General features: G+C 52.9%; 17 protein-coding genes. 13 read left to right on the top strand and 4 right to left on the bottom strand.

Features of this window, described 5'->3' with window-relative positions; translation table 11 throughout:
• Positions 1–7 precede the first annotated feature (7 nt).
• The 3 genes from FYJ65_RS02085 to FYJ65_RS02075 are packed head-to-tail and all read left to right on the top strand — an operon-like array spanning position 8 to position 4,206.
• Positions 8–2,803, top strand: a complete 2,796-nt coding sequence (locus tag FYJ65_RS02085; RefSeq protein WP_154553700.1) for an FAD-dependent oxidoreductase — start codon at positions 8–10, stop codon at positions 2,801–2,803.
• A gap of 12 nt (positions 2,804–2,815) precedes the next feature.
• A complete protein-coding gene (locus FYJ65_RS02080; protein ID WP_154553699.1) occupies positions 2,816–3,160 on the top strand; it encodes a hydrogenase maturation nickel metallochaperone HypA in 345 nt (114 codons plus the stop codon).
• A gap of 11 nt (positions 3,161–3,171) precedes the next feature.
• On the top strand, positions 3,172–4,206 hold the full coding sequence (locus FYJ65_RS02075; protein ID WP_154553698.1) for a DUF5692 family protein: 1,035 nt from the start codon (positions 3,172–3,174) through the stop codon (positions 4,204–4,206).
• A 639-nt stretch (positions 4,207–4,845) separates the two neighbouring features.
• On the opposite strand, the gene FYJ65_RS02070 is transcribed toward FYJ65_RS02075, so the two are convergent.
• The 3 genes from FYJ65_RS02070 to FYJ65_RS02060 form a co-directional block, all read right to left on the bottom strand.
• On the bottom strand, positions 4,846–5,076 hold the full coding sequence (locus tag FYJ65_RS02070) for a hypothetical protein (RefSeq protein ID WP_154553697.1): 231 nt from the start codon (positions 5,074–5,076) through the stop codon (positions 4,846–4,848).
• 232 nt (positions 5,077–5,308) lie between these two features.
• Positions 5,309–5,878: a helix-turn-helix domain-containing protein gene (locus FYJ65_RS02065; RefSeq protein ID WP_154553696.1), complete on the bottom strand. Its 570-nt coding sequence runs from the start codon at positions 5,876–5,878 to the stop codon at positions 5,309–5,311.
• 64 nt (positions 5,879–5,942) lie between these two features.
• Positions 5,943–6,218: an HU family DNA-binding protein gene (locus FYJ65_RS02060; protein ID WP_154553695.1), complete on the bottom strand. Its 276-nt coding sequence runs from the start codon at positions 6,216–6,218 to the stop codon at positions 5,943–5,945.
• Between the two features lie 256 nt (positions 6,219–6,474).
• On the opposite strand from FYJ65_RS02060, the gene FYJ65_RS02055 reads away from it, so the two are divergent.
• From FYJ65_RS02055 to sepF, 3 genes are all read left to right on the top strand, one after another.
• Positions 6,475–7,398: an AEC family transporter gene (locus FYJ65_RS02055; protein WP_154553694.1), complete on the top strand. Its 924-nt coding sequence runs from the start codon at positions 6,475–6,477 to the stop codon at positions 7,396–7,398.
• A gap of 9 nt (positions 7,399–7,407) precedes the next feature.
• Entirely contained in the window at positions 7,408–8,082 is a 675-nt protein-coding gene (locus FYJ65_RS02050; RefSeq protein ID WP_154553693.1) for a phosphatase PAP2 family protein, read from the top strand.
• Between the two features lie 107 nt (positions 8,083–8,189).
• The gene (gene sepF, locus FYJ65_RS02045; RefSeq protein WP_154553692.1) at positions 8,190–8,783 is read left to right on the top strand and encodes a cell division protein SepF; all 594 of its coding nucleotides are present in this window, start codon (positions 8,190–8,192) and stop codon (positions 8,781–8,783) included.
• A gap of 112 nt (positions 8,784–8,895) precedes the next feature.
• Here the strand turns inward: sepF and FYJ65_RS02040 are convergent, their stop codons facing one another.
• Entirely contained in the window at positions 8,896–9,180 is a 285-nt protein-coding gene (locus FYJ65_RS02040; protein ID WP_154553691.1) for a hypothetical protein, read from the bottom strand.
• Positions 9,181–9,310: 130 nt separating this feature from the next.
• Between FYJ65_RS02040 and FYJ65_RS02035 the strand changes: the two genes are divergently transcribed.
• The 7 genes from FYJ65_RS02035 (at position 9,311) to FYJ65_RS02005 (ending at position 17,261) form a co-directional block, all read left to right on the top strand.
• Positions 9,311–10,393 carry a hypothetical protein gene (locus tag FYJ65_RS02035; RefSeq protein ID WP_206157271.1) on the top strand — a complete coding sequence of 361 codons (1,083 nt, stop codon included), beginning with the start codon at positions 9,311–9,313 and terminating at the stop codon, positions 10,391–10,393.
• Positions 10,394–10,740: 347 nt separating this feature from the next.
• The gene (argJ, locus tag FYJ65_RS02030; protein WP_154553689.1) at positions 10,741–11,964 is read left to right on the top strand and encodes a bifunctional glutamate N-acetyltransferase/amino-acid acetyltransferase ArgJ; all 1,224 of its coding nucleotides are present in this window, start codon (positions 10,741–10,743) and stop codon (positions 11,962–11,964) included.
• A 15-nt stretch (positions 11,965–11,979) separates the two neighbouring features.
• Positions 11,980–12,870, top strand: a complete 891-nt coding sequence (argB, locus tag FYJ65_RS02025; RefSeq protein ID WP_154553688.1) for an acetylglutamate kinase — start codon at positions 11,980–11,982, stop codon at positions 12,868–12,870.
• Between the two features lie 14 nt (positions 12,871–12,884).
• On the top strand, positions 12,885–13,568 hold the full coding sequence (gene cobI / locus FYJ65_RS02020; RefSeq protein ID WP_154553687.1) for a precorrin-2 C(20)-methyltransferase: 684 nt from the start codon (positions 12,885–12,887) through the stop codon (positions 13,566–13,568).
• Positions 13,569–13,820: 252 nt separating this feature from the next.
• Complete coding sequence (locus FYJ65_RS02015) at positions 13,821–14,843, top strand: SPFH domain-containing protein (RefSeq protein ID WP_154553686.1); 1,023 nt, start codon at positions 13,821–13,823, stop codon at positions 14,841–14,843.
• Between the two features lie 218 nt (positions 14,844–15,061).
• Positions 15,062–16,756, top strand: a complete 1,695-nt coding sequence (locus FYJ65_RS02010) for a hypothetical protein (RefSeq protein WP_154553685.1) — start codon at positions 15,062–15,064, stop codon at positions 16,754–16,756.
• Positions 16,757–16,793: 37 nt separating this feature from the next.
• Complete coding sequence (locus FYJ65_RS02005; RefSeq protein WP_154553684.1) at positions 16,794–17,261, top strand: hypothetical protein; 468 nt, start codon at positions 16,794–16,796, stop codon at positions 17,259–17,261.
• Positions 17,262–18,180 lie beyond the last annotated feature (919 nt).

The following is an 18,180-nucleotide window of genomic DNA, read 5'->3' as shown; positions in this document are numbered from 1 at the left end:
GCGAATCATGAGCAAAGAATTGGATAAAGAGCTGTATCCGGACTACGAATATCCCGAATATACCCCGAATCCGGAGGAACCCTTCCGCGAACCCATCGCCAAGCTGGGAAAGCTGATTACAGACCGGGTGCCTCAGAAGCTGGGTCTCAAGAAAATCACCCGGGAGGATCCGGAGTACTGGGGTCTGGCCGCCGTGCTCTCCGACGAGGAAGCGGAGCTGGCCCTCAAGCTGGGGGTTCGTCAGCCGAAAACCCTGCCGGAAATCATCAAACTCAGCAAACTGGAGCCGTCGAAGTGCGAAGCGATGCTGGAGGGGATGGCCCGCAAAGGACTTCTGGAGTACAACTATGAGAACGCGGCCCGGGTAAAACAATACGTTCTGCCGATGTACGTTCCCGGCTGTGCGGAGTTCTTCAATATGAACGCGGAGTTGCTGGAGGAATCTCCGGAAGTCGGCATCTTCTTCGAACGGATGTCCCGGCTGCCTCTGGAGAAAATCACTCCTTTTGTCCCGGAAGGCGGTGCGGGAATCGGAATGCACGTCATCCCGGTGGAGAAGGCCATCGAGATGGAGAACGAGTCGGTAGACCTGGAACACATCTCCTACTGGCTGGATAAATACGAGGGCAAGTACGCAGCCAGTCCGTGTTCCTGCCGGCGTTCCCGGATGAAGTACGACGAGGGCTGTGCCGACGACCCGGAAGGTTGGTGCATCGCCGTGGGGGACATGGCGGACTACGTGGTGGAGACCCAGAAGGGCGGCGAATACATCACCAAGGAACAGGCGCTGGACATTTTGAGACAGGCCGAAGAGAACGGGTTCGTCCATCAGATCACCAATATCGACGGCAAAAATAAGATTTTTGCCATCTGCAACTGCAACGTGAACGTGTGCTATGCGCTGCGCACGTCTCAGCTCTTCAATACGCCGAACATGTCCCGTTCCGCCTACATCGCAAAGGTGGACAAAACCAAATGCGTGGCTTGCGGCAAGTGCGTGGAAAGTTGCCCGGCAGGTGCGGTGAAGCTGGGGCAGAAGCTGTGCGACAAGGACGGCTGTGAAATCACCTACCCGAGAAAACCCCTTCCGAGCGATATGCCGTGGGGCGAGCATATGTGGACGCATAACTACCGGGACGTGAATCGAATCAACTGCTACGATACCGGTACGGCTCCTTGCAAAACCGCCTGTCCGGCTCACATTGCCGTTCAGGGCTACTTGCAGCTGGCAAAGGAGGGCCGCTACGACGAAGCCCTCGCGTTAATCAAGAAGGACAATCCGCTGCCGGCGGTGTGCGGTCACGTGTGCAACCGGCGATGCGAGGATGCCTGCACTCGAGGAACTATTGACGAAGCGGTGGCCATCGACGAGGTCAAAAGATTCGTGGCGGAGCGGGATCTGAACGCCGAAACTCGCTACATCCCGAAACCGGTGGTGCCGTCCCTGCGCGGCGGTTTCGACGAAAAAATCGGCATCATCGGTGCCGGTCCGGCGGGACTGAGCTGTGCCTATTACCTGGCGCTGTCCGGTTATAAACCAACCGTTTTCGAGAAAAATGCGGAGCCGGGCGGAATGCTGCGGTACGGAATTCCATCCTATAAGCTGGAGAAGAATCTCCTGGCAGCGGAAATTGACGTAATCCGGGAGCTGGGCGTGGAGATTCGATGCGGTGTGGAAATCGGCAAGGATATCACCTTGGATCAGCTGCGGGCAGAGGGCTACAAAGGGTTCTACGTGGCCATCGGCTGCCAGAAAGGCCGGATGCCGGGAGTTTCGGGACAGGATGCCGCAGGGGCTTCCACGGCGGTGGATTTCCTGAAAGAAGCCGGCGCTCGAGAGGATTTTGATTTCGAGGGCGACGTGGTCGTCGTGGGCGGCGGCAATGTGGCCATCGACGTGGCCAGAATCAGCAGTCGATGCACGGATCATCAAGTGTCACTGTTCTGTCTGGAGCAGCGAGAGGAGATGCCGGCCAGCGAGGAAGAGATTTCCGAAGCGCTGGGAGAAGGTATTCAATTGAATCCGGGCTGGGGCATGAAGGAAATTCTGGAAGAAGAAGGCCGTGTATGCGGCGTGGTATTTAAAAAATGCGTTCGCGTGTTCAACGATGAGGGCCGATTCGCGCCGGAATACGATGAGGACGACACGGTCACCGTGGACTGTCGCCACGTGATTTTCTCCGTGGGACAGACGGCCGACTGGGGCGATATCCTAGACAATACGAACGTAAAACTCCGCCCGAACGGAAGCGCCATGGCCAACAAGCTGACCTATCAGACCGGCGAACCGGATATTTTTGTGGGCGGCGACATCTACACCGGACCGCGATTCGCCATCGATGCGATTGCCGCGGGACGGGAGGGCGCCATTTCCCTTCACCGGTACGTGCACGAGCACTGCACCCTCACCATCGGACGAAACCGGCGGGATTTCGTTGAGCTGGATAAGGAGAACATCAAGGTGGAGGCCTACGATGAATCTCGGCGTCAGATTCCGCCAAAAGGAGATGCGGCGATGCAGGCGGAAACGTTCCGGGATCTTTCCCACAGTTTCACGGAGGAACAGGTTCATGCGGAGACTTCTCGGTGCCTGTCCTGCGGTGCATCGGTGGTAGATCCGAACAAGTGCATCGGCTGCGGCGTGTGCACCACCCGGTGTGTGTTCGATGCCATCCACTTGAATCGGGCGCTCCCAGGCGCGTCGGTGATGCGCACTTCCGAGGAGAAATTGAAGTACATCCTTCCGAACATGGTTAAACAGTCCGTAAAGGTGAAGTTCAAGAAGAAGCCGAAAAAGGAATAAAGGAGAAATCACATGCATGAATTGGGCGTAACCTTTCATATCATGGATTACGTAGAACGGGTGGCAGAGGAGAACGATGTGACCCGGGTGAACAAAGTGGCCCTGGAATTGGGGGAGGTGTCCACGGTGATTGAGTCCTACCTTCACAGCTGCTGGAAGTGGGCGGTGGCCAAAAGACCACTCTTCACGGATTGCGAGCTGGAGGTGGAGACGATTCCGGCGGTGACATTCTGTGAGGATTGCGGAAAGACCTACGGGACGGTGGCCCACGGAAAAACCTGTCCCTACTGCGGAGGAGGGAATACCTTCCTGATTCAGGGCAATGAATTTAACATTAAGGAAATCGAAGTAGAATAGGAGGAACGGATATGTTTTTTCAGCTATATGGAGAGACGGCCGGCTGGCAGCTGCTGGGTTGGCTGATGGTGTTTGCAGGTCTGGTTGTGATGAACGAGGTGGCACGGCGCTCTAAGGCGGGCGGAATCGCGTGCTTCATCGCACTCCCGGCGGCGCTGACAATTTATTTTATTGCAATCTACATTGGCGCGGCCAACGGTGCGGAGTGGGCGCTGAACAACGACACCTACGTGCACATGAACAGCTGGTTCCATTATGCGAAGCTGTACGCAGCAACGGCGGGCTGTATCGGTTTCATGATCCTCAAATTCCATTGGGGCAAACTGGGAAAATCCCAGGCGTTTAAGGCGTTTCCTTTCGTCATCGTGGCTATCAACATTCTGATTGCGGTGGCGTCGGACTTTGAGTCTGCCATCCGTGCCGGCTCCCTGGCCGGCGGCTGGTGGCTTTCCTCCGAGGGCGTGTGGCTGTACGGTGGCTGGTGGAATGTGCTGAACGGAATTGCGGGTCTGTTCAATATTTTCTGCATGACCGGCTGGTGGGGAATTTACTCCTCGAAGAACAAGCAGGACATGCTGTGGCCGGATATGATCTGGGTCTATGTCCTGGCCTACGACGTATGGAACTTCGAGTACACCTACCTGAACCTGCCGACCCACTCCTGGTACTGCGGCCTGGCCCTTCTGCTGGCACCGACTTTTGCGGCGGCGCTGTGGAACAAGGGCGGCTGGATTCAGAACCGGGCCAACACCCTGGCGCTTTGGTGCATGTTCGCACAGGTATTCCCGCTGTTCCAGGATGCCAGCCGTTTCACCACCGTCACCTCGGTATACGGTAAGGGCGGTATTTCCGCGGCCATGGGCAGCACCATGCCGACCACCGCAAATCCGATGGCACAGGGCTTTATCGCCGTTCTGGCAATTGCAGTGAACGTGTTCGTCTTCGCTTACATCCTAAAGAGAGCGAAGGAACAGAAGAAGAATCCGTGGAAGCAGGAAATCTTCACGGATACAAAGGATTACATCGAGGCAATGAATCGGGCCTAAAGGGACACAATCGCCGATTTATTGCGGTTCGACTTGCGGCGTTGGAAATGAAGAATTGAGAAACGAGTGGCTGCGCCGCATCCGGGAGACCGGATGCGGCGCGGGCCACTCGTTTTCTGTTTCTGTGGACCGCTGGGCGGAGCGGGGCTGTTTGAGAAGACGAAAAGCGGCGGCGGGAATGTGAAGATTTTGCTCCTCGAAACAAAACCACAGGTGTTCATTTGGCAATTAGATTTTTCCAAGTAGATATAATTAAATATGCCTAGAGTTTCAGAGCGACTTCACGCTAATTCTATAATTTTAGCTGATTAGCGTGAAGTCTTTTTTTGTTATACACGGTTTCGCCGTGGAATTTCCTGTGTGCAAGTCGCACTTTTGAGAACAGTTCACGCTCATTGGAGGAAATCCTCGTTTTGGCGTGAACCGCCGGTGGTAATCCGTCGTTTCAAAATTAGAATTTTGCAAAAGCGGCGAATTGAGTTCACGCTGAATCGGTGTTTTCTGTCAAAAAGCGTGAACTGCCTTTGAAATTCTAGGCATACGAGATTGCACGAACGAACTCTAGATAATATAGTTAGAGATACGCGCTTCGACCCCGGACTTGCATTCAAGCGAAGAATTATTTTGTTTGATTTGCTTTTATTGATTTGCGCGTAATTCCTGAAATTCTTCGTATGTAAGCAATTCAGATGGATCCATAATTTCAATTTGAGCAGCACCATTGTATTCATAGGGAGAGCCGAATGCGACCACTTCTTTACCAAGCAATGAATCAACGATATCCTCTGTGGTGTCATCTCTGTTTTCGCCCCAAATGACAACGGTTAGCCGGGAAGTATCCGGGTAGTCTGCTCCAATATTTATGAACAATGGATCCCCGTTAACACCGGGGCTGCTCCAGCTGACAACATAACCGCCGTATGGACTGTCCGAACCTAGATGATTGATGGCATCATCATAAGGTATAAAAGTATTTGCGTTATCAATGAGGCCGCCGGCCGCCCGGAAGGCGAAAAGTGGCGGCGTTAAAAACTCCGTCGACCACTTAAAAAAGCACCTCCGCGGAGATGTTTTACTAATCGATTCTATTTTTATCTGCAGATTAATCTAATTCCAACCCCTTTGCTTCGGTTTGTTCTGCAGTCCCTCCGTGATTTCTAAAATAATCCTCAATTGCAGCCGCCGCTTTACGTGCATCATCATAGTTTTCTACATCGGTATGATCTGCCACAAAAGAATCTCCTCCACCGGCGGTTACGTGATAGTGGTCGTCATATTCAATGTCATACGAATACTCTTCGCCATCAAGGGTGCAGGTATATTCCAACCGTCCGGCATAACCCGTATCCGCGCCATCCAGGTTTGAGCTCCACATCATATTGCCTAATATAGTTACGGCCGGAATTACCAGGAAAAATACTATAGCAAGCACAATTGCAGCTTTCCAGACACGCTTTGCTCGTCTGTTCCTTATGCTCAGTTGTTCATTAATTCGTGCGAGTTGATTGGACAGTGAATCTGTTTCCTCTGCCGGAATCTCGTCTTTGCCAAGAAGCTCGCTTACGGAAACATCTAATTCATCTGCAAGCTTTGATAACAAGTCCGCATCCGGGACCGAATATCCCTTCTCCCATTTTGATATAAGTTTACAATTAAACTTACAAAAAAGCAAAAAGAGGAAAACTCGTTTTCAAGTTCTCCTCTTTATAAACTGTAAGTTTATTGCCTATCCAAAACTAAGCGTTTACCTTGTCCTTCAGAGCCTTTCCTGCCTTGAAAGTAGGAGCTACAGAAGCCGGAATCTGAACAGTCTCTCCGGTCTGAGGGTTTCTGCCTTCTCTAGCGGCTCTGTTCTTTGCTTCGAAAGTTCCGAATCCAACCAGGGAAACCTTTTCCTTGGAAGCAAGAGTTTCACTAACGGTTTCAGTAAATGCGTTCAGCGCCTTCTCAGCATCTGCCTTGGAAAGTCCAGCCTTAGCTGCCATCTGTGCAATCAGTTCTGCCTTGTTCATATCAATTCTCCTTAGTAATCTTAATATTTTGGAGGTTCCGAAGTGAACCATCTCAATAGCTTTATCAATAATACCCTAAAATCAATATGGTTTCAAGTGCCTATACTGTGAAATTCGGGCAAAAAAGTATTTTGAGTCAATTTTTCTGCATAGATTTTCCGACAATACGAATTAAGGGTTAATCTCCCGGTCCATAAGTGGTACAATAAAAGTCAAACTGGGTATTAAGGAATAAAAGGAGATTACAAAGGGCAAAATGGTTACAACATTATTACTGAAACAATTGACGATTTTCTTTATCTATATGGCGGCCGGCTTTATGATGGTAAAACTGGGAATCCTGAAAGGGGAGGACAGCAAGGTGCTGTCTCTGCTGTGCATTTACGTGCTGCTTCCCTGCGCCATTCTAAAATCCTATCAGGCGGAGTACACGCCGGAACTGCGGGACGGATTCATGCTGGCCATGGGGGCGGCCGTCGCCGCGCAGCTGATTCTCATGGCGGTGACTTACGGTATCAGCGGGATTTGCCACTTGGATGCCACGGAAAAAGCATCGATTATGTACCCGAACAGCGCGAATCTGATTCTTCCGCTGGTGGCCGGCGTTCTGGGGGATCACTACATGATTTACGCCAGCGCCTATTCCTGCGTACAGGGTATTTTTATCTGGACCCACTGTACGTCCATGATGAAGGGCAGCCGGGACATGAACTGGAAGAAAGTTTTTCTGAACATCAACCTCATCACCGTGGTGGTGGGTATCATCATGTTTTTCGGGCAAATTCATCTGCCAAAGATGGCGCTGGACACCCTGGGAGGATTCTCGGCCGCTTTGGGACCGATCAGTATGATTGTAATCGGAATGCTTTTATATAATGTAGACTGGAAAAACATTTTCCAAAACGTCCGGGTGCACCTGGTGGTGGCTCTGAAAATGGTGATTCTGCCGTTGGGCGCGGCGGTGATATTCAAATGCACGCCGATTCGGACGCTGGCGGAAGACGGAGAGATGATTTTATTGGTGACCCTGTTCGCCATCATGGCGCCTTCGGCAACGCTGATTACACAGCTGGCGCAGATTAACGACCGGGACGAGCGATATGCGGCGGCGATTAACGCCATGACGACGGTGGTGTGCATCGTAAGCATGCCGCTTTTGACAATGTGGTACATGAAGTAAGGAGAGACGATGAATCGGAAACAACAGGCGTACCGAAATGCGGGAATTTATATGGGAGCATTCTTTTTGCTTCTGCTGCTTCTGAGGTTGGATGTGCGGGCCATCGGGGCCGACGGGACGAACGTGGGGCTGTCCCACCTGAACGGGGCGGTGCATTTTATCACCCGGTCCCATCCGTGGATCTATGCGTTTACGCAGCTGCTGGGCTGGGTGGCGCTGGTGGTGGCGGCGTCCTTTATTTTATTGGCGGTGGGCGTGCTCATCAAAAAAAGAACCTTGCGGTCGCTGCGGGGGATCGCGTGCTTGTTTCCGGTGTACGCGCTGATGATTCCGTTTGCTTTTTTCTTTAATGTGTTCACGGTGAACTGCGGGCCGGCGTTCTTCCGCGGGGAGACCCATCCGTCCAATTCCTTTCCATCTATGACGACGGTGTTTTGTCTCGTGGTGTTCGGCACGGCGATGATGGAATGGCACCGGCTGTTCCGGGAGTACAAGGAGCTCCTGGCAAAACTGGAGACGGCCGGGTTGGTGTTGATTGGCCTGAGCCTGGTGGTGCGCGTTCTTGCGGGGATGAACTGGTTCACGGATATTTTGGCGGCGGTGCTGCTGAGCCTGTCGCTGATCAACCTGTACAAGGGCCTTTGCATTCGCGTGGTGAGAGTGTCATCGAAAGGTGAAGAGTAAAGGAAAATTAGTAATCCTGTTCGGATTATGTAGTACCGGCGAACGGGTTATGGTATACTTAGGGCAAAGAAAATGCAAACTATTATGACGAGTTAGGAGATAAAAAAATGGGTTTTTTGGATTCAATCAAGAAGGGTTTTGCAATGGAGGACGAGGATCGTCCGATTCCGAATACGCTGGATGAGCTGGTTCGAACCAGCGGTTCTTCGGAAGCCGGCAGAGGACGGGTTATCGTGGTGGAGCCGATGCGCATGGAAGAATGTAATGCGCTGGTGGAATGCATCCGTCACGGTCTGGTGGTAATCATCAACACCGAGAAGCTGGAGGAGGAATTCTCCCGTCGCATCGTGGACTTCCTCACCGGTGCGACTCGCGCTATTGACGGTCGCTCTCTGAAAATTAACCGCACCACTTATATTTTTGCGCCGTCGGATATCGACGTGGCAATTCGCCGCAAGGACAAAAAGCCGGTGGAGAAGGTGGAGAAGCCGGAAGTTCAGATCCGCAAGGAAACTCCGATGCACCGCGTCGTTCCGGACGAAACCGCCAACATCCAGGAGGATGAGCCGGAAGCGGCAAAGCCGGAAATCGTGAAATCGGAAGAGGTTTCCCATGCAGCACCAAGTGTTGCGCCGAAGGAAGAGGACGCGAAGCGCGTTACCAGCGATACCATCCTCTACGACGGAAGCCGCAACGAATAGGAAGAAAGATAACAAATAACGAAAAAGCCGCAGAGGCCGTCCGGATTTCCGGGCATCCTCTGCGGTTTTCCGTTTGCTTTTGATTATCCTTCAACACTTGAATTATCATATCTTATTTGAAGAAGCGGTGCTCATCATCCTGAAAAACAAAATCCGTGGAGCCGCCGCAATCGTTGCAGAACGCGCCATTGTACTGAAACCCCGGTGCGTAGCCGCCAAATCCCTCTTCCAAATTCTCGGATCCGCAGAATGCGCAGACTTTCGGCGCATTCCCATCGCGGTTATCCACCTTCCGGTGCTTCTTGTAATTCGGAAGCTTCTCGTGATCTCGTCCCCGGAAGCCGGTGGCCGTGTTGTTCAATTCTTTTTCCGTCATGCTCCATCTGCCGTCTGCCATGTATATATATCCTCCTGAATCTCTTATGGCTCCTGAATTATGGTTTTTGAATTATGGTCCCTGAACCGTTTGAGTTCTGCCGATGCAATTATATCACATTTTGGGATTGGAGAATGTTTTTTCGGTTTTCGTGCGCGAACCCGAGGCCGGAAATTATGGAAAAGGCGGCCCGGGTGCCGGCACGGTTCGCGCTCGGCTGCCCGCAAAGCCAAAGAATTCGGTTTTCGTGCGCGAACCCAAGGCCGGAAATTATGGAAAAGGCGGCCCGGGTGCCGGCACGGTTCGCGCTCGGTTTCCCGCAAAGCCAAAGAATTCGGTTTTCGTGCGCGAACCCGAGGCCGGAAATTATGGAAAAGGCGACCCGGATGCCGGCACGGTTCGCGCTCGGCTGTCCGCAAAGCCAAAGAATTCGGTTTTCGTGCGCGAACCCGAGGCCGGAAATTATGGAAAAGGCGGCCCGGATGCCAGCACGGTTCGCGCTCGGCTGTCCGCAAAGCCAATGAATTCGGTTTTCGTGCGCGAACCCGAGGCCGGAAATTATGGAAAAGGCGGCCCGGATGCCGGCACGGTTCGCGCTCGGCTGTCCGCAAAGCCAATGAATTCGGCTTTCATGCGCGAACCCGAGGCCGGAAATTATGGAAAAGGCGGCCCGGATGCCGGCACGGTTCGCGCTCGGCTGCCCGCAAAGCCAAAGAATTCGGTTTTCGTGCGCGAACCCAAGGCCGGAAATTATGGAAAAGGCGGCCCGGGTGCCGGCACGGTTCGCGCTCGGCTGCCCGCAAAGCCAAAGAATTCGGTTTTCGTGCGCGAACCCAAGGCCGGAAATTATGGAAAAGGCGGCCCGGGTGCCGGCACGGTTCGCGCTCGGTTTCCCGCAAAGCCAAAGAATTCGGTTTTCGTGCGCGAACCCAAGGCCGGAAATTATGGAAAAGGCGGCCCGGGTGCCGGCACGGTTCGCGCTCGGTTTCCCGCAAAGCCAAAGAATTCGGTTTTCGTGCGCGAACCCGAGGCCGGAAATTATGGAAAAGGCGGCCCGGATGCCGGCACGGTTCGCGCTCGGTTTCCCGCAAAGCCAATGAATTCGGTTTTCATGCGCGAACCCGAGGCTGCCGGCCGCCCGGCCGGCCACACTCCGGGCCTTGCTCAGGAATATGTACAAGAAAAAACTTGCATTTTTATACACAATCATGTATTATCATACCAACGCCATTAAAAAACCTAGAAGAAGTGGATTCACAGCAATTTCTATCCGTGAAATTGCTGTGAATCCATATTATCACCGTGCGGAAGCGCCCATGCGGGTGTGACCGGTCGGTATTTGTTTTTAGGAGCCGGGAATCCCGGAGGGCTCATAACGGAATCCCGGAGGGCTCATAACGGAATCCCGGAGGGACAGCAAGGAATCCCGGAGGGACCATAACGGAATCCCGGAGGGACAGCAGGAATCCCGGAGGGACGGCAAGGAATCCCGGAGGGTTACAACACAAAACACAACCGCACGCAGTTAATCGCGGAGCGGCTTAGTTAAAGGGGTATTTAGAGATTAAAGGAGGATTGGAAATGAACGAAATCAAGGTTATCGAGGGCGGCGTTACAGCGGCGAAGGGTTTTAAGGCTGCAGGGGCCTATGCCGGAATCGGAAAGAATGCGGAGAAAGGCGATTTGGCACTGTTATACAGTGAAGTGCCGGGAAACGCCGCCGCTGTGTATACCAAGAATAAAGTAAAGGCGGCGCACATCGCCGTGACGAAGGACCACCTGCAGGACGGTGTGGCACAGGCGATTATCTGCAACAGCGGAAATGCCAACACCTGCACACCGAACGGCGTGGAAATCGCGCAGAAGGAAACCGAGCTGGTGGCGGAAGCTTTGGGCATCAAAGCAGCGGATGTTTTGCCGGCAGCCACAGGGGTAATCGGAGTGCCGCTGGAAATCGCACCGTTCGAGAACACCATTCCGGAACTGGCCGAGAAGCTTAGCCCGGAGGGCTCTGCCCAGGCCGCCGATGCCATCCGCACCACCGACACCTACATTAAAGAATGCGCCGTCACCTTTGAGCTGAACGGCAAAACCTGCACCATCGGCGGCATCGCCAAGGGAAGCGGAATGATTCACGTGAACATGGGAACCATGCTGAGTTTTATCGGAACGGACGTGAAGATTTCCAAAGAACTGGTGCAGAAGGCACTGTCCGATGAAATTTTGGACAGCTACAATCAGGTCAGCGTGGATGGAGATACTTCCACCAACGACACCGTGGTGGTCGTCGCCAACGGCTTGGCCGGCAATGAGGAGATTACTGAGCCGGGAGACGATTACAAGAAATTCTGCGACGCACTGCACATCGTAGCTGTGGACCTGTCCCAGAAAATCGCCGGCGACGGCGAAGGCTGCGAGAAGTTGCTGGAAGCCCACGTGACCGGAGCGCCGGACAAGGACGGTGCGAGAAAGGTTGCCAAGAGCGTCATCTGCTCCTCCCTGTTCAAAGCGGCGGTATTCGCATCGGATGCCAACTGGGGAAGAATTCTCTGTGCCATCGGATATGCGGATTGTGATTTTGACGCATCCAATATCGATGTCAGCGTATGCTCCGCAACAGGAACGGTGGAGGTGTGCAAGGGATCCGCTTCCGTGCCGTTCGATGATGATTTTGCCACGAAAGTCATGTCGGAAAAGAAGGTGACCGTGGAAATCGACCTTCACGACGGCGAAGAAGAAGCCTATGCCTGGGGCTGCGACTTAACTTACAAATATGTTGAAATCAACGGTTCTTATCGTTCATAATAGAAAGGCGCAGGAATGGATCTGAACAAATATTTGGAGAAAGCGGAAGTGCTGGTGGAGGCGCTTCCGTATATACAGCGTTTCAACCGCAAAATCATCGTGGTAAAATACGGCGGCAGCGCCATGCTGGACGAATCGCTGATGAATCACGTGATCGAGGATGTGGTTCTCCTGAAGCTTTGCGGCTTCAAACCGGTGATAGTGCACGGCGGCGGAAAAGAAATCAGCCGCTGGATGAAGAAGGCCGGCGTGGAGCCGAAGTTTTACAACGGTTTGCGAATTACCGACGCGGACACCTTGGAGATTGCGGAAATGGTTTTGGGAAAAGTGAACAGCGACCTGGTGACTTTGGCACAGAATTTGGGCGTCCGGGCGGTGGGCATCAGCGGCAAGGACGGCCGGCTGATGGCGGCGGAACAGGCCAAACCCGACGGCAAGGACATCGGATACGTGGGCATCGTGAAGCACGTGGACACGAAAATCATTTACGACCTGTTGGATGATGATTTTCTCCCAATCATCTATCCGATTGGAATCGGTGAAGACGGTCAGAGCTTCAACATCAACGGGGACTATGCGGCAGAGGCCATTGCGGAAGCCCTCAAAGCGGACAAGCTGGCGTTCCTCACGGACACCTCCGGCGTGTACGAGGACATCAACGATGAGGATTCTTTTGTGTCGGAGCTGTATACCGATGAGGCCAAAGAGATGATTGAAGAGGGCATTATCACCGGCGGCATGATTCCGAAGGTGCAGAACTGCCTCAAAGCCATCGAAGGCGGCGTCAACCGGGTGCACATTTTGGACGGCCGGATTCCTCACTGCCTGCTGCTGGAGATTTTCACCGACCGAGGCTGCGGCACGGCGATTATGAATCCGGAAGAAACGAGATACTACAACCAATAGAAAAGGATGTTTTTATGGAAAAAGGAATCGCGTACGGCGTGGGCGTGGGCCCGGGCGACCCAGAATTGATGACGTTGAAAGCGGTGCGAATCATTCGGGAAAATGAGATCATCGCATTTCCGGGGACCGTGCCGGAAGAGTCGGCGGCGTATCGAATTGCGGCGCAGGCGGTTCCGGAGCTCCCGAACAAAATACTTTTGGGGCTGAATCTCCCCATGACACGCGACCCGGAGGTCTTGACCGATGCCCGCCAAAAAGCGGCGGAGACCATCGCGGCCCATCTGGACCGGGGGCGGAACGTGGTGTTCCTGACTTTGGGAGATTCCACGATTTACAGCACTTTCACCTACCTTCAGACGCTGCTGCAGGACATGGGGCACCGGACGGAGCTTGTGAACGGGATTCCTTCCTTCTGTGCCGCCGCCGCGCGACTGAACGTGCCGCTGACGGAGGATCGGGAGACGCTTCGGGTGATTCCCGCCTGGAACGAGGAGTCGGTGAATCTGGAGGCACCGGGCACTTACGTGCTCATGAAATCCGGAAAACATCTGTCACGGGTAAAAAAAGAATCTGCCGCGGCGGGCCTGTCCGTACAGGGCGTGGAAAACTGCGGGATGCCGGGGGAAAGGGTGTATGAAAAAATGGAAGAAATCCCGGAAAATGCCGGATATTTTACCCTGCTAATCGGCAAAAAATAATTCACAAAACAATAGTTGACACCGGATGTGGAGTGTGGTACTATTGCGCCACAAATGAATCGAACCAACTCCGTGAGGGAGTAGCAGGCGCTTCGGCGCAGCAAGTCGTCACCTCGGCTTTCCAGAGAAAGGACCCGGCTTGTTTTAAATTGCAAGACTCATGGCGACAGATGCGCTGTCGTTATGGGCCTTTTTTGATTATTCAGGGAGATTCATTGGAAGCATTTCTCATGTTGATATAGGGAGGAAAAAATGATGATTATTGCTTTAGTTGTGATTATTTTAGTGCTGGTACTGCCGAACGTGCGAATCGTTCCGCAGCAGGCCGTGTATGTCATCGAGCGTCTGGGTAAATACCAGGCATCTTGGGAGGCCGGAATTCACGTAAAGATTCCGATTCTGGACCGGATTGTAAAGAAAATCAGCTTAAAGGAGCAGGTGCTGGATTTTCCGCCGCAGCCGGTAATCACAAAGGATAACGTTACCATGCGCATCGATTCCGTGGTTTTCGCCAAGGTATTCGATCCGAAGCTGTACACCTACGGCGTAGAGGATCCGATTTTCGGTCTGCAGAACCTGTCTGCAACCTCCTTGAGAAACATCATCGGTGACATGGAGCTGGACCAGACCCTGACTTCCAGAGATGAAATCAACGGAAGACTTCAGACCATTCTGGATGAAGCGACGGATGCGTGGGGTTTGAAGGTTACCCGCGTGGAGCTGAAGAACATCACTCCGCCGAAGGAAATCGAAGACGTCATGACCACTCAGATGAGAGCAGAGCGGGAAAGAAGACAGACGGTGCTGGAAGCTCAGGCGCACCAGGAATCCGTGGTATCCCGTGCGGAAGGTGACAAGAAGGCGAAGATTCTGGCAGCGGAAGCGGAGAAGGAAGCGCAGATTGCTCTGGCGGAAGGCCGGGCAAAATCCATCGAGCTGGTGTACCAGGCAGAGGCGGAAGGTCTCAAGATGCTGAATGAGGCCAGCCCGAACGGAAACGTATTGAAGCTAAAAGGAATTGAGGCATTGAAGGAGATTTCCGACGGCCAGGCCACTAAGATCTACATGCCGACGGATATCATGGATTCCGTGGCATCTCTGGGCGTGGCCGGAGAGGCGCTGGGCATTGGGGATAAAACCCCGATTAAGCCGTACCAGCCAAAGGCGGAGGAGAAGCTGGATGACCCGTGCCTGCGGGAAGAATCCAGCGAACAGACCAAGCAGGCGGCGGAAAGCAATTTCCAAATGCAGAAGAACTTGGAGAATAGGGAGTAAAAAATGATTACGCGGCGAACCTGTTTTTAGGGTATTAAAAAAGGTTGACCGATGCATAGAAAATTGTTATAGATGATAAAAACAAATAATAAATTTGGATAAGGTCATAAAAAAGCCTATCATAAACCCGCTCGGTGTGGTACAATTGAGGTAGTTTTGTATCATAGCTACATTTCGTTGTGCGAAATGCTGAGCGGGTTTTAGCGATAGGAGAGGAAATGAAAGAGAAAATTTATCTGACCGATAACATGGTAATTCTGAACTTTGATTTGGCTTATCCGGAGTCGCGTTCGGATTTGCTGAAGTCCAAGGAATTCAAGGCTTTCGTGGCCCATTATCTGGAATACCTGCGGGAGCGGGATCACAGATTGTACGACTGGGCGGTTCGGGACATGTCGGAAAAGAATGCGGTGCAGGCGCTGTGCAAGTTCGCCCGGGAACTGATTGTTTTCGATGCGGATGAGGTGGATATGCCGTATATTGAAGATCGGGAGACGGCACTGGCCTTCGTGGAAGGTATTTACGATTTCTGGAAGAGCCATGCCCGGTACTCCATCACCACAGATCGCCGGAGAGATGTGGAGTCCACGGTGTTCGTTGCCAGCGATTCCCAGCACAACCAGCTGCTGCTGTCCACGTTCCGTCGCCTGGAACAGACTTTGATGGGAAGAGCGAACAAAGTGTATCGTCAGCAGCCGGCGGGCACCAACGCCAGCCTGGCATTGTATCGAAATGATGCTTTTATGTTCGACTCCACCTACGATGCCCTTCGTAAAATGATGTTCATCGATTCCGTCATGCTCCGGACGCCGATGATTCTGTACACCAAGTCCAACAAGCGGGAGTGGCCGTACGAGAAGCTGGATACCAATCCGATGGAGAATTTTGCGGGTAATCGGGAGGAATTCTTCTGCTTCCCGGCAAAAGTGGGCGACCTGACGATTTTCATTTACTTCCACCGGGACTTCATGGCCAGCGGCGTGGCTTGCGCCAACCTGTTTGAGCTGGCAACCAAAAAGGAAGCTTCCAAGAAACCGGACTGCATCCTGATTTTCGGCAATCAGGACGGAAAGGATCAGTGCGGATTCTATTATGACGAGGACAACGCCCTGTGGGTGGGCAGCGTTTCCTACAGCGAAAAAATCACGTATTTCGGCTACATGAAGAAGAGCGTGCTGACCCTTCACAACGTGGCGATGATGCAGCGGGGCTGGCTGCCGATTCACGGCGCCTTCGTCAACATCACGCTGAAGAACGGCAAAAAGAAGGGAATCTGCTTGATGGGGGATTCCGGTGCCGGCAAATCGGAAACCATTGAAGCGCTGAAATCTCTGGGCGACGACAAAATCGCCAACATCGAGGTGGTCTTCGATGACATGGGTACTTTCCACATTCATGACGGACAGGTGTACGCGCAGGGTTCGGAAATCGGGGCCTTCGTGCGGCTGGACGACCTGGATCCGGCAACGCCGTACCGGGATATGAACCGTTCCGTTTTCTTCAACCCGGATAAAGCCAACGCCCGGGTTATCACGCCGGCAGCTCCGTATGCGGTAATTACGGAAAGCCATCCGGTGGATCTGTTCGCCTACGCCAACAACTACGGGGACGGAATCGGTCTGCGGAAGGTGGAGGACCTGGAAGAGGCGAAGAGTATCTTCATCGAGGGTAAAAGAATGGCCAAAGGGACGACACAGGAGACCGGCATTTCCACCACGTATTTTGCCAATCCGTTCGGTCCGATGCAGGAACAGGAAATGTGCCGGGGTATCATCGATCGGGTATTTGATTGCCTGCAGAAAAACGATGTGTTCATCGGTGAAGTGTTCACCCATCTGGGATGCGCACCGGAAGACCGGGGAGGCATCGTAAAGGGAGCCGAAGGCCTGCTTCAGTTTATTGAGGAAAATTAGAAAAGGATTCGTGAGCTTATCACTTACAAGGAGATGATTGAGAACGTACAAAATATTGTGTATAGCGCTTTTCGCTGTGTTGTTATCCGTACTGTATTTCATAGAATCAAAATATGGTGAAATGAGCATGTTCAATGGTACGCCGCCATTTGAGTTCGGAGATACGGGGAGACGATTCGTAGATGTACTGGAAACACCGATTCTGTTTGCGTGGTTCGGAGTGCTGTTTGAGGTATTTCAAATGGCTGTGAAGAAATGGCGGCGGACGGATCGAGAAAACTTGGTATTAGAGGTAGTATGGTCGGCGGCGATTCTGGCTTGGATCGTTTTTCACGGCATAGGGATGGACAAATCTCTCTACACTATAAGCGATTCTGGGGTAGCGGTCGCTGCAGGTAACTATTGGCAGGTGATGATGATTCCATTGGGGATTTTATCGATTCAATTTATCGAGTATATTTTCTGGGGCATCACAGTACATAAAGCTAGCAGAACTACGATATAGATATCGACTGGATCGATATACTGCATAAGAATAACAGTTCGTGAGCTTCCGGCGTCCCGCCGGAAGCTTTCGATTGAGGGAAAGAGGAAAAGGAGAATGGCCGCGGCCATTCTCCTTTTCTGCTTTCAAGGCGCCGGCCGGAAACTTTCCACCGAGTGCCGGCCGGTAGTCGGCAGCCGGACGAGTTGGCGCCCCATTGCCGGCCGAGCGCCGAAAAGGTCCGGAGACTTGGTGCAAAGAGGACGAAAGAACAGGGTCTTGCGGGGGTCTGTGCACCAAGTCCGCGCCGGCCGATCGCTGAAAAGGCCCGGAGATTTGGTGCAAAGGGGACGAAAGAACAAGGTTTTGCGGGGGTTCGTGCACCAAGTCCGTGCCGGCCGAGCGCTGAAAAGTCCCAGAGACTTGGTGCAAAGGGGACGAAAGAACAAGGCCTTGCGGGGGTCTGTGCACCAAGTCCGCGCCGGCCGAGCGCCGAAAAGGTCCGGAGACTTGGTGCAAAGGGAACGAAAGAACAAGGTTTTGCGGGGATTTGTGCACCAAGTCCGTGCCGGCCGAGCGCCGAAAAGGTCCGGAGACTTGGTGCAAAGGGGACGAAAGAACAAGGCCTTGCGGGGGTCTGTGCACCAAGTCCGCGCCGGCCGAGCGCCGAAAAGGTCCGGAGACTTGGTGCAAAGGGAACGAAAGAACAAGGTTTTGCGGGGATTTGTGCACCAAGTCCGCGCCGGCCGAGCGCCGAAAAGGCCCGGAGATTTGGTGCAAAGGGGACGAAAGAACAAGATAATATGAAATGACTGAAGATTCCTGCCAGAATTGCACCACTGTTCCAGTAAACGGGTACCGCAATTCCTGAGATATGGTACCGTTGTTCCTGCAACTGGATACCACATATATAAATCCTTAAAATGAATGTATGCATCTT

The sequence above is a fragment of the Mogibacterium kristiansenii genome (assembly GCF_009695905.1).
GTDB classification, from domain to species: Bacteria; Bacillota; Clostridia; order Peptostreptococcales; family Anaerovoracaceae; genus Mogibacterium_A; species Mogibacterium_A kristiansenii.
The sequence above is the reverse complement of the archived record's forward strand: the minus strand, read 5'-3'. Positions and strand labels throughout refer to the sequence as shown.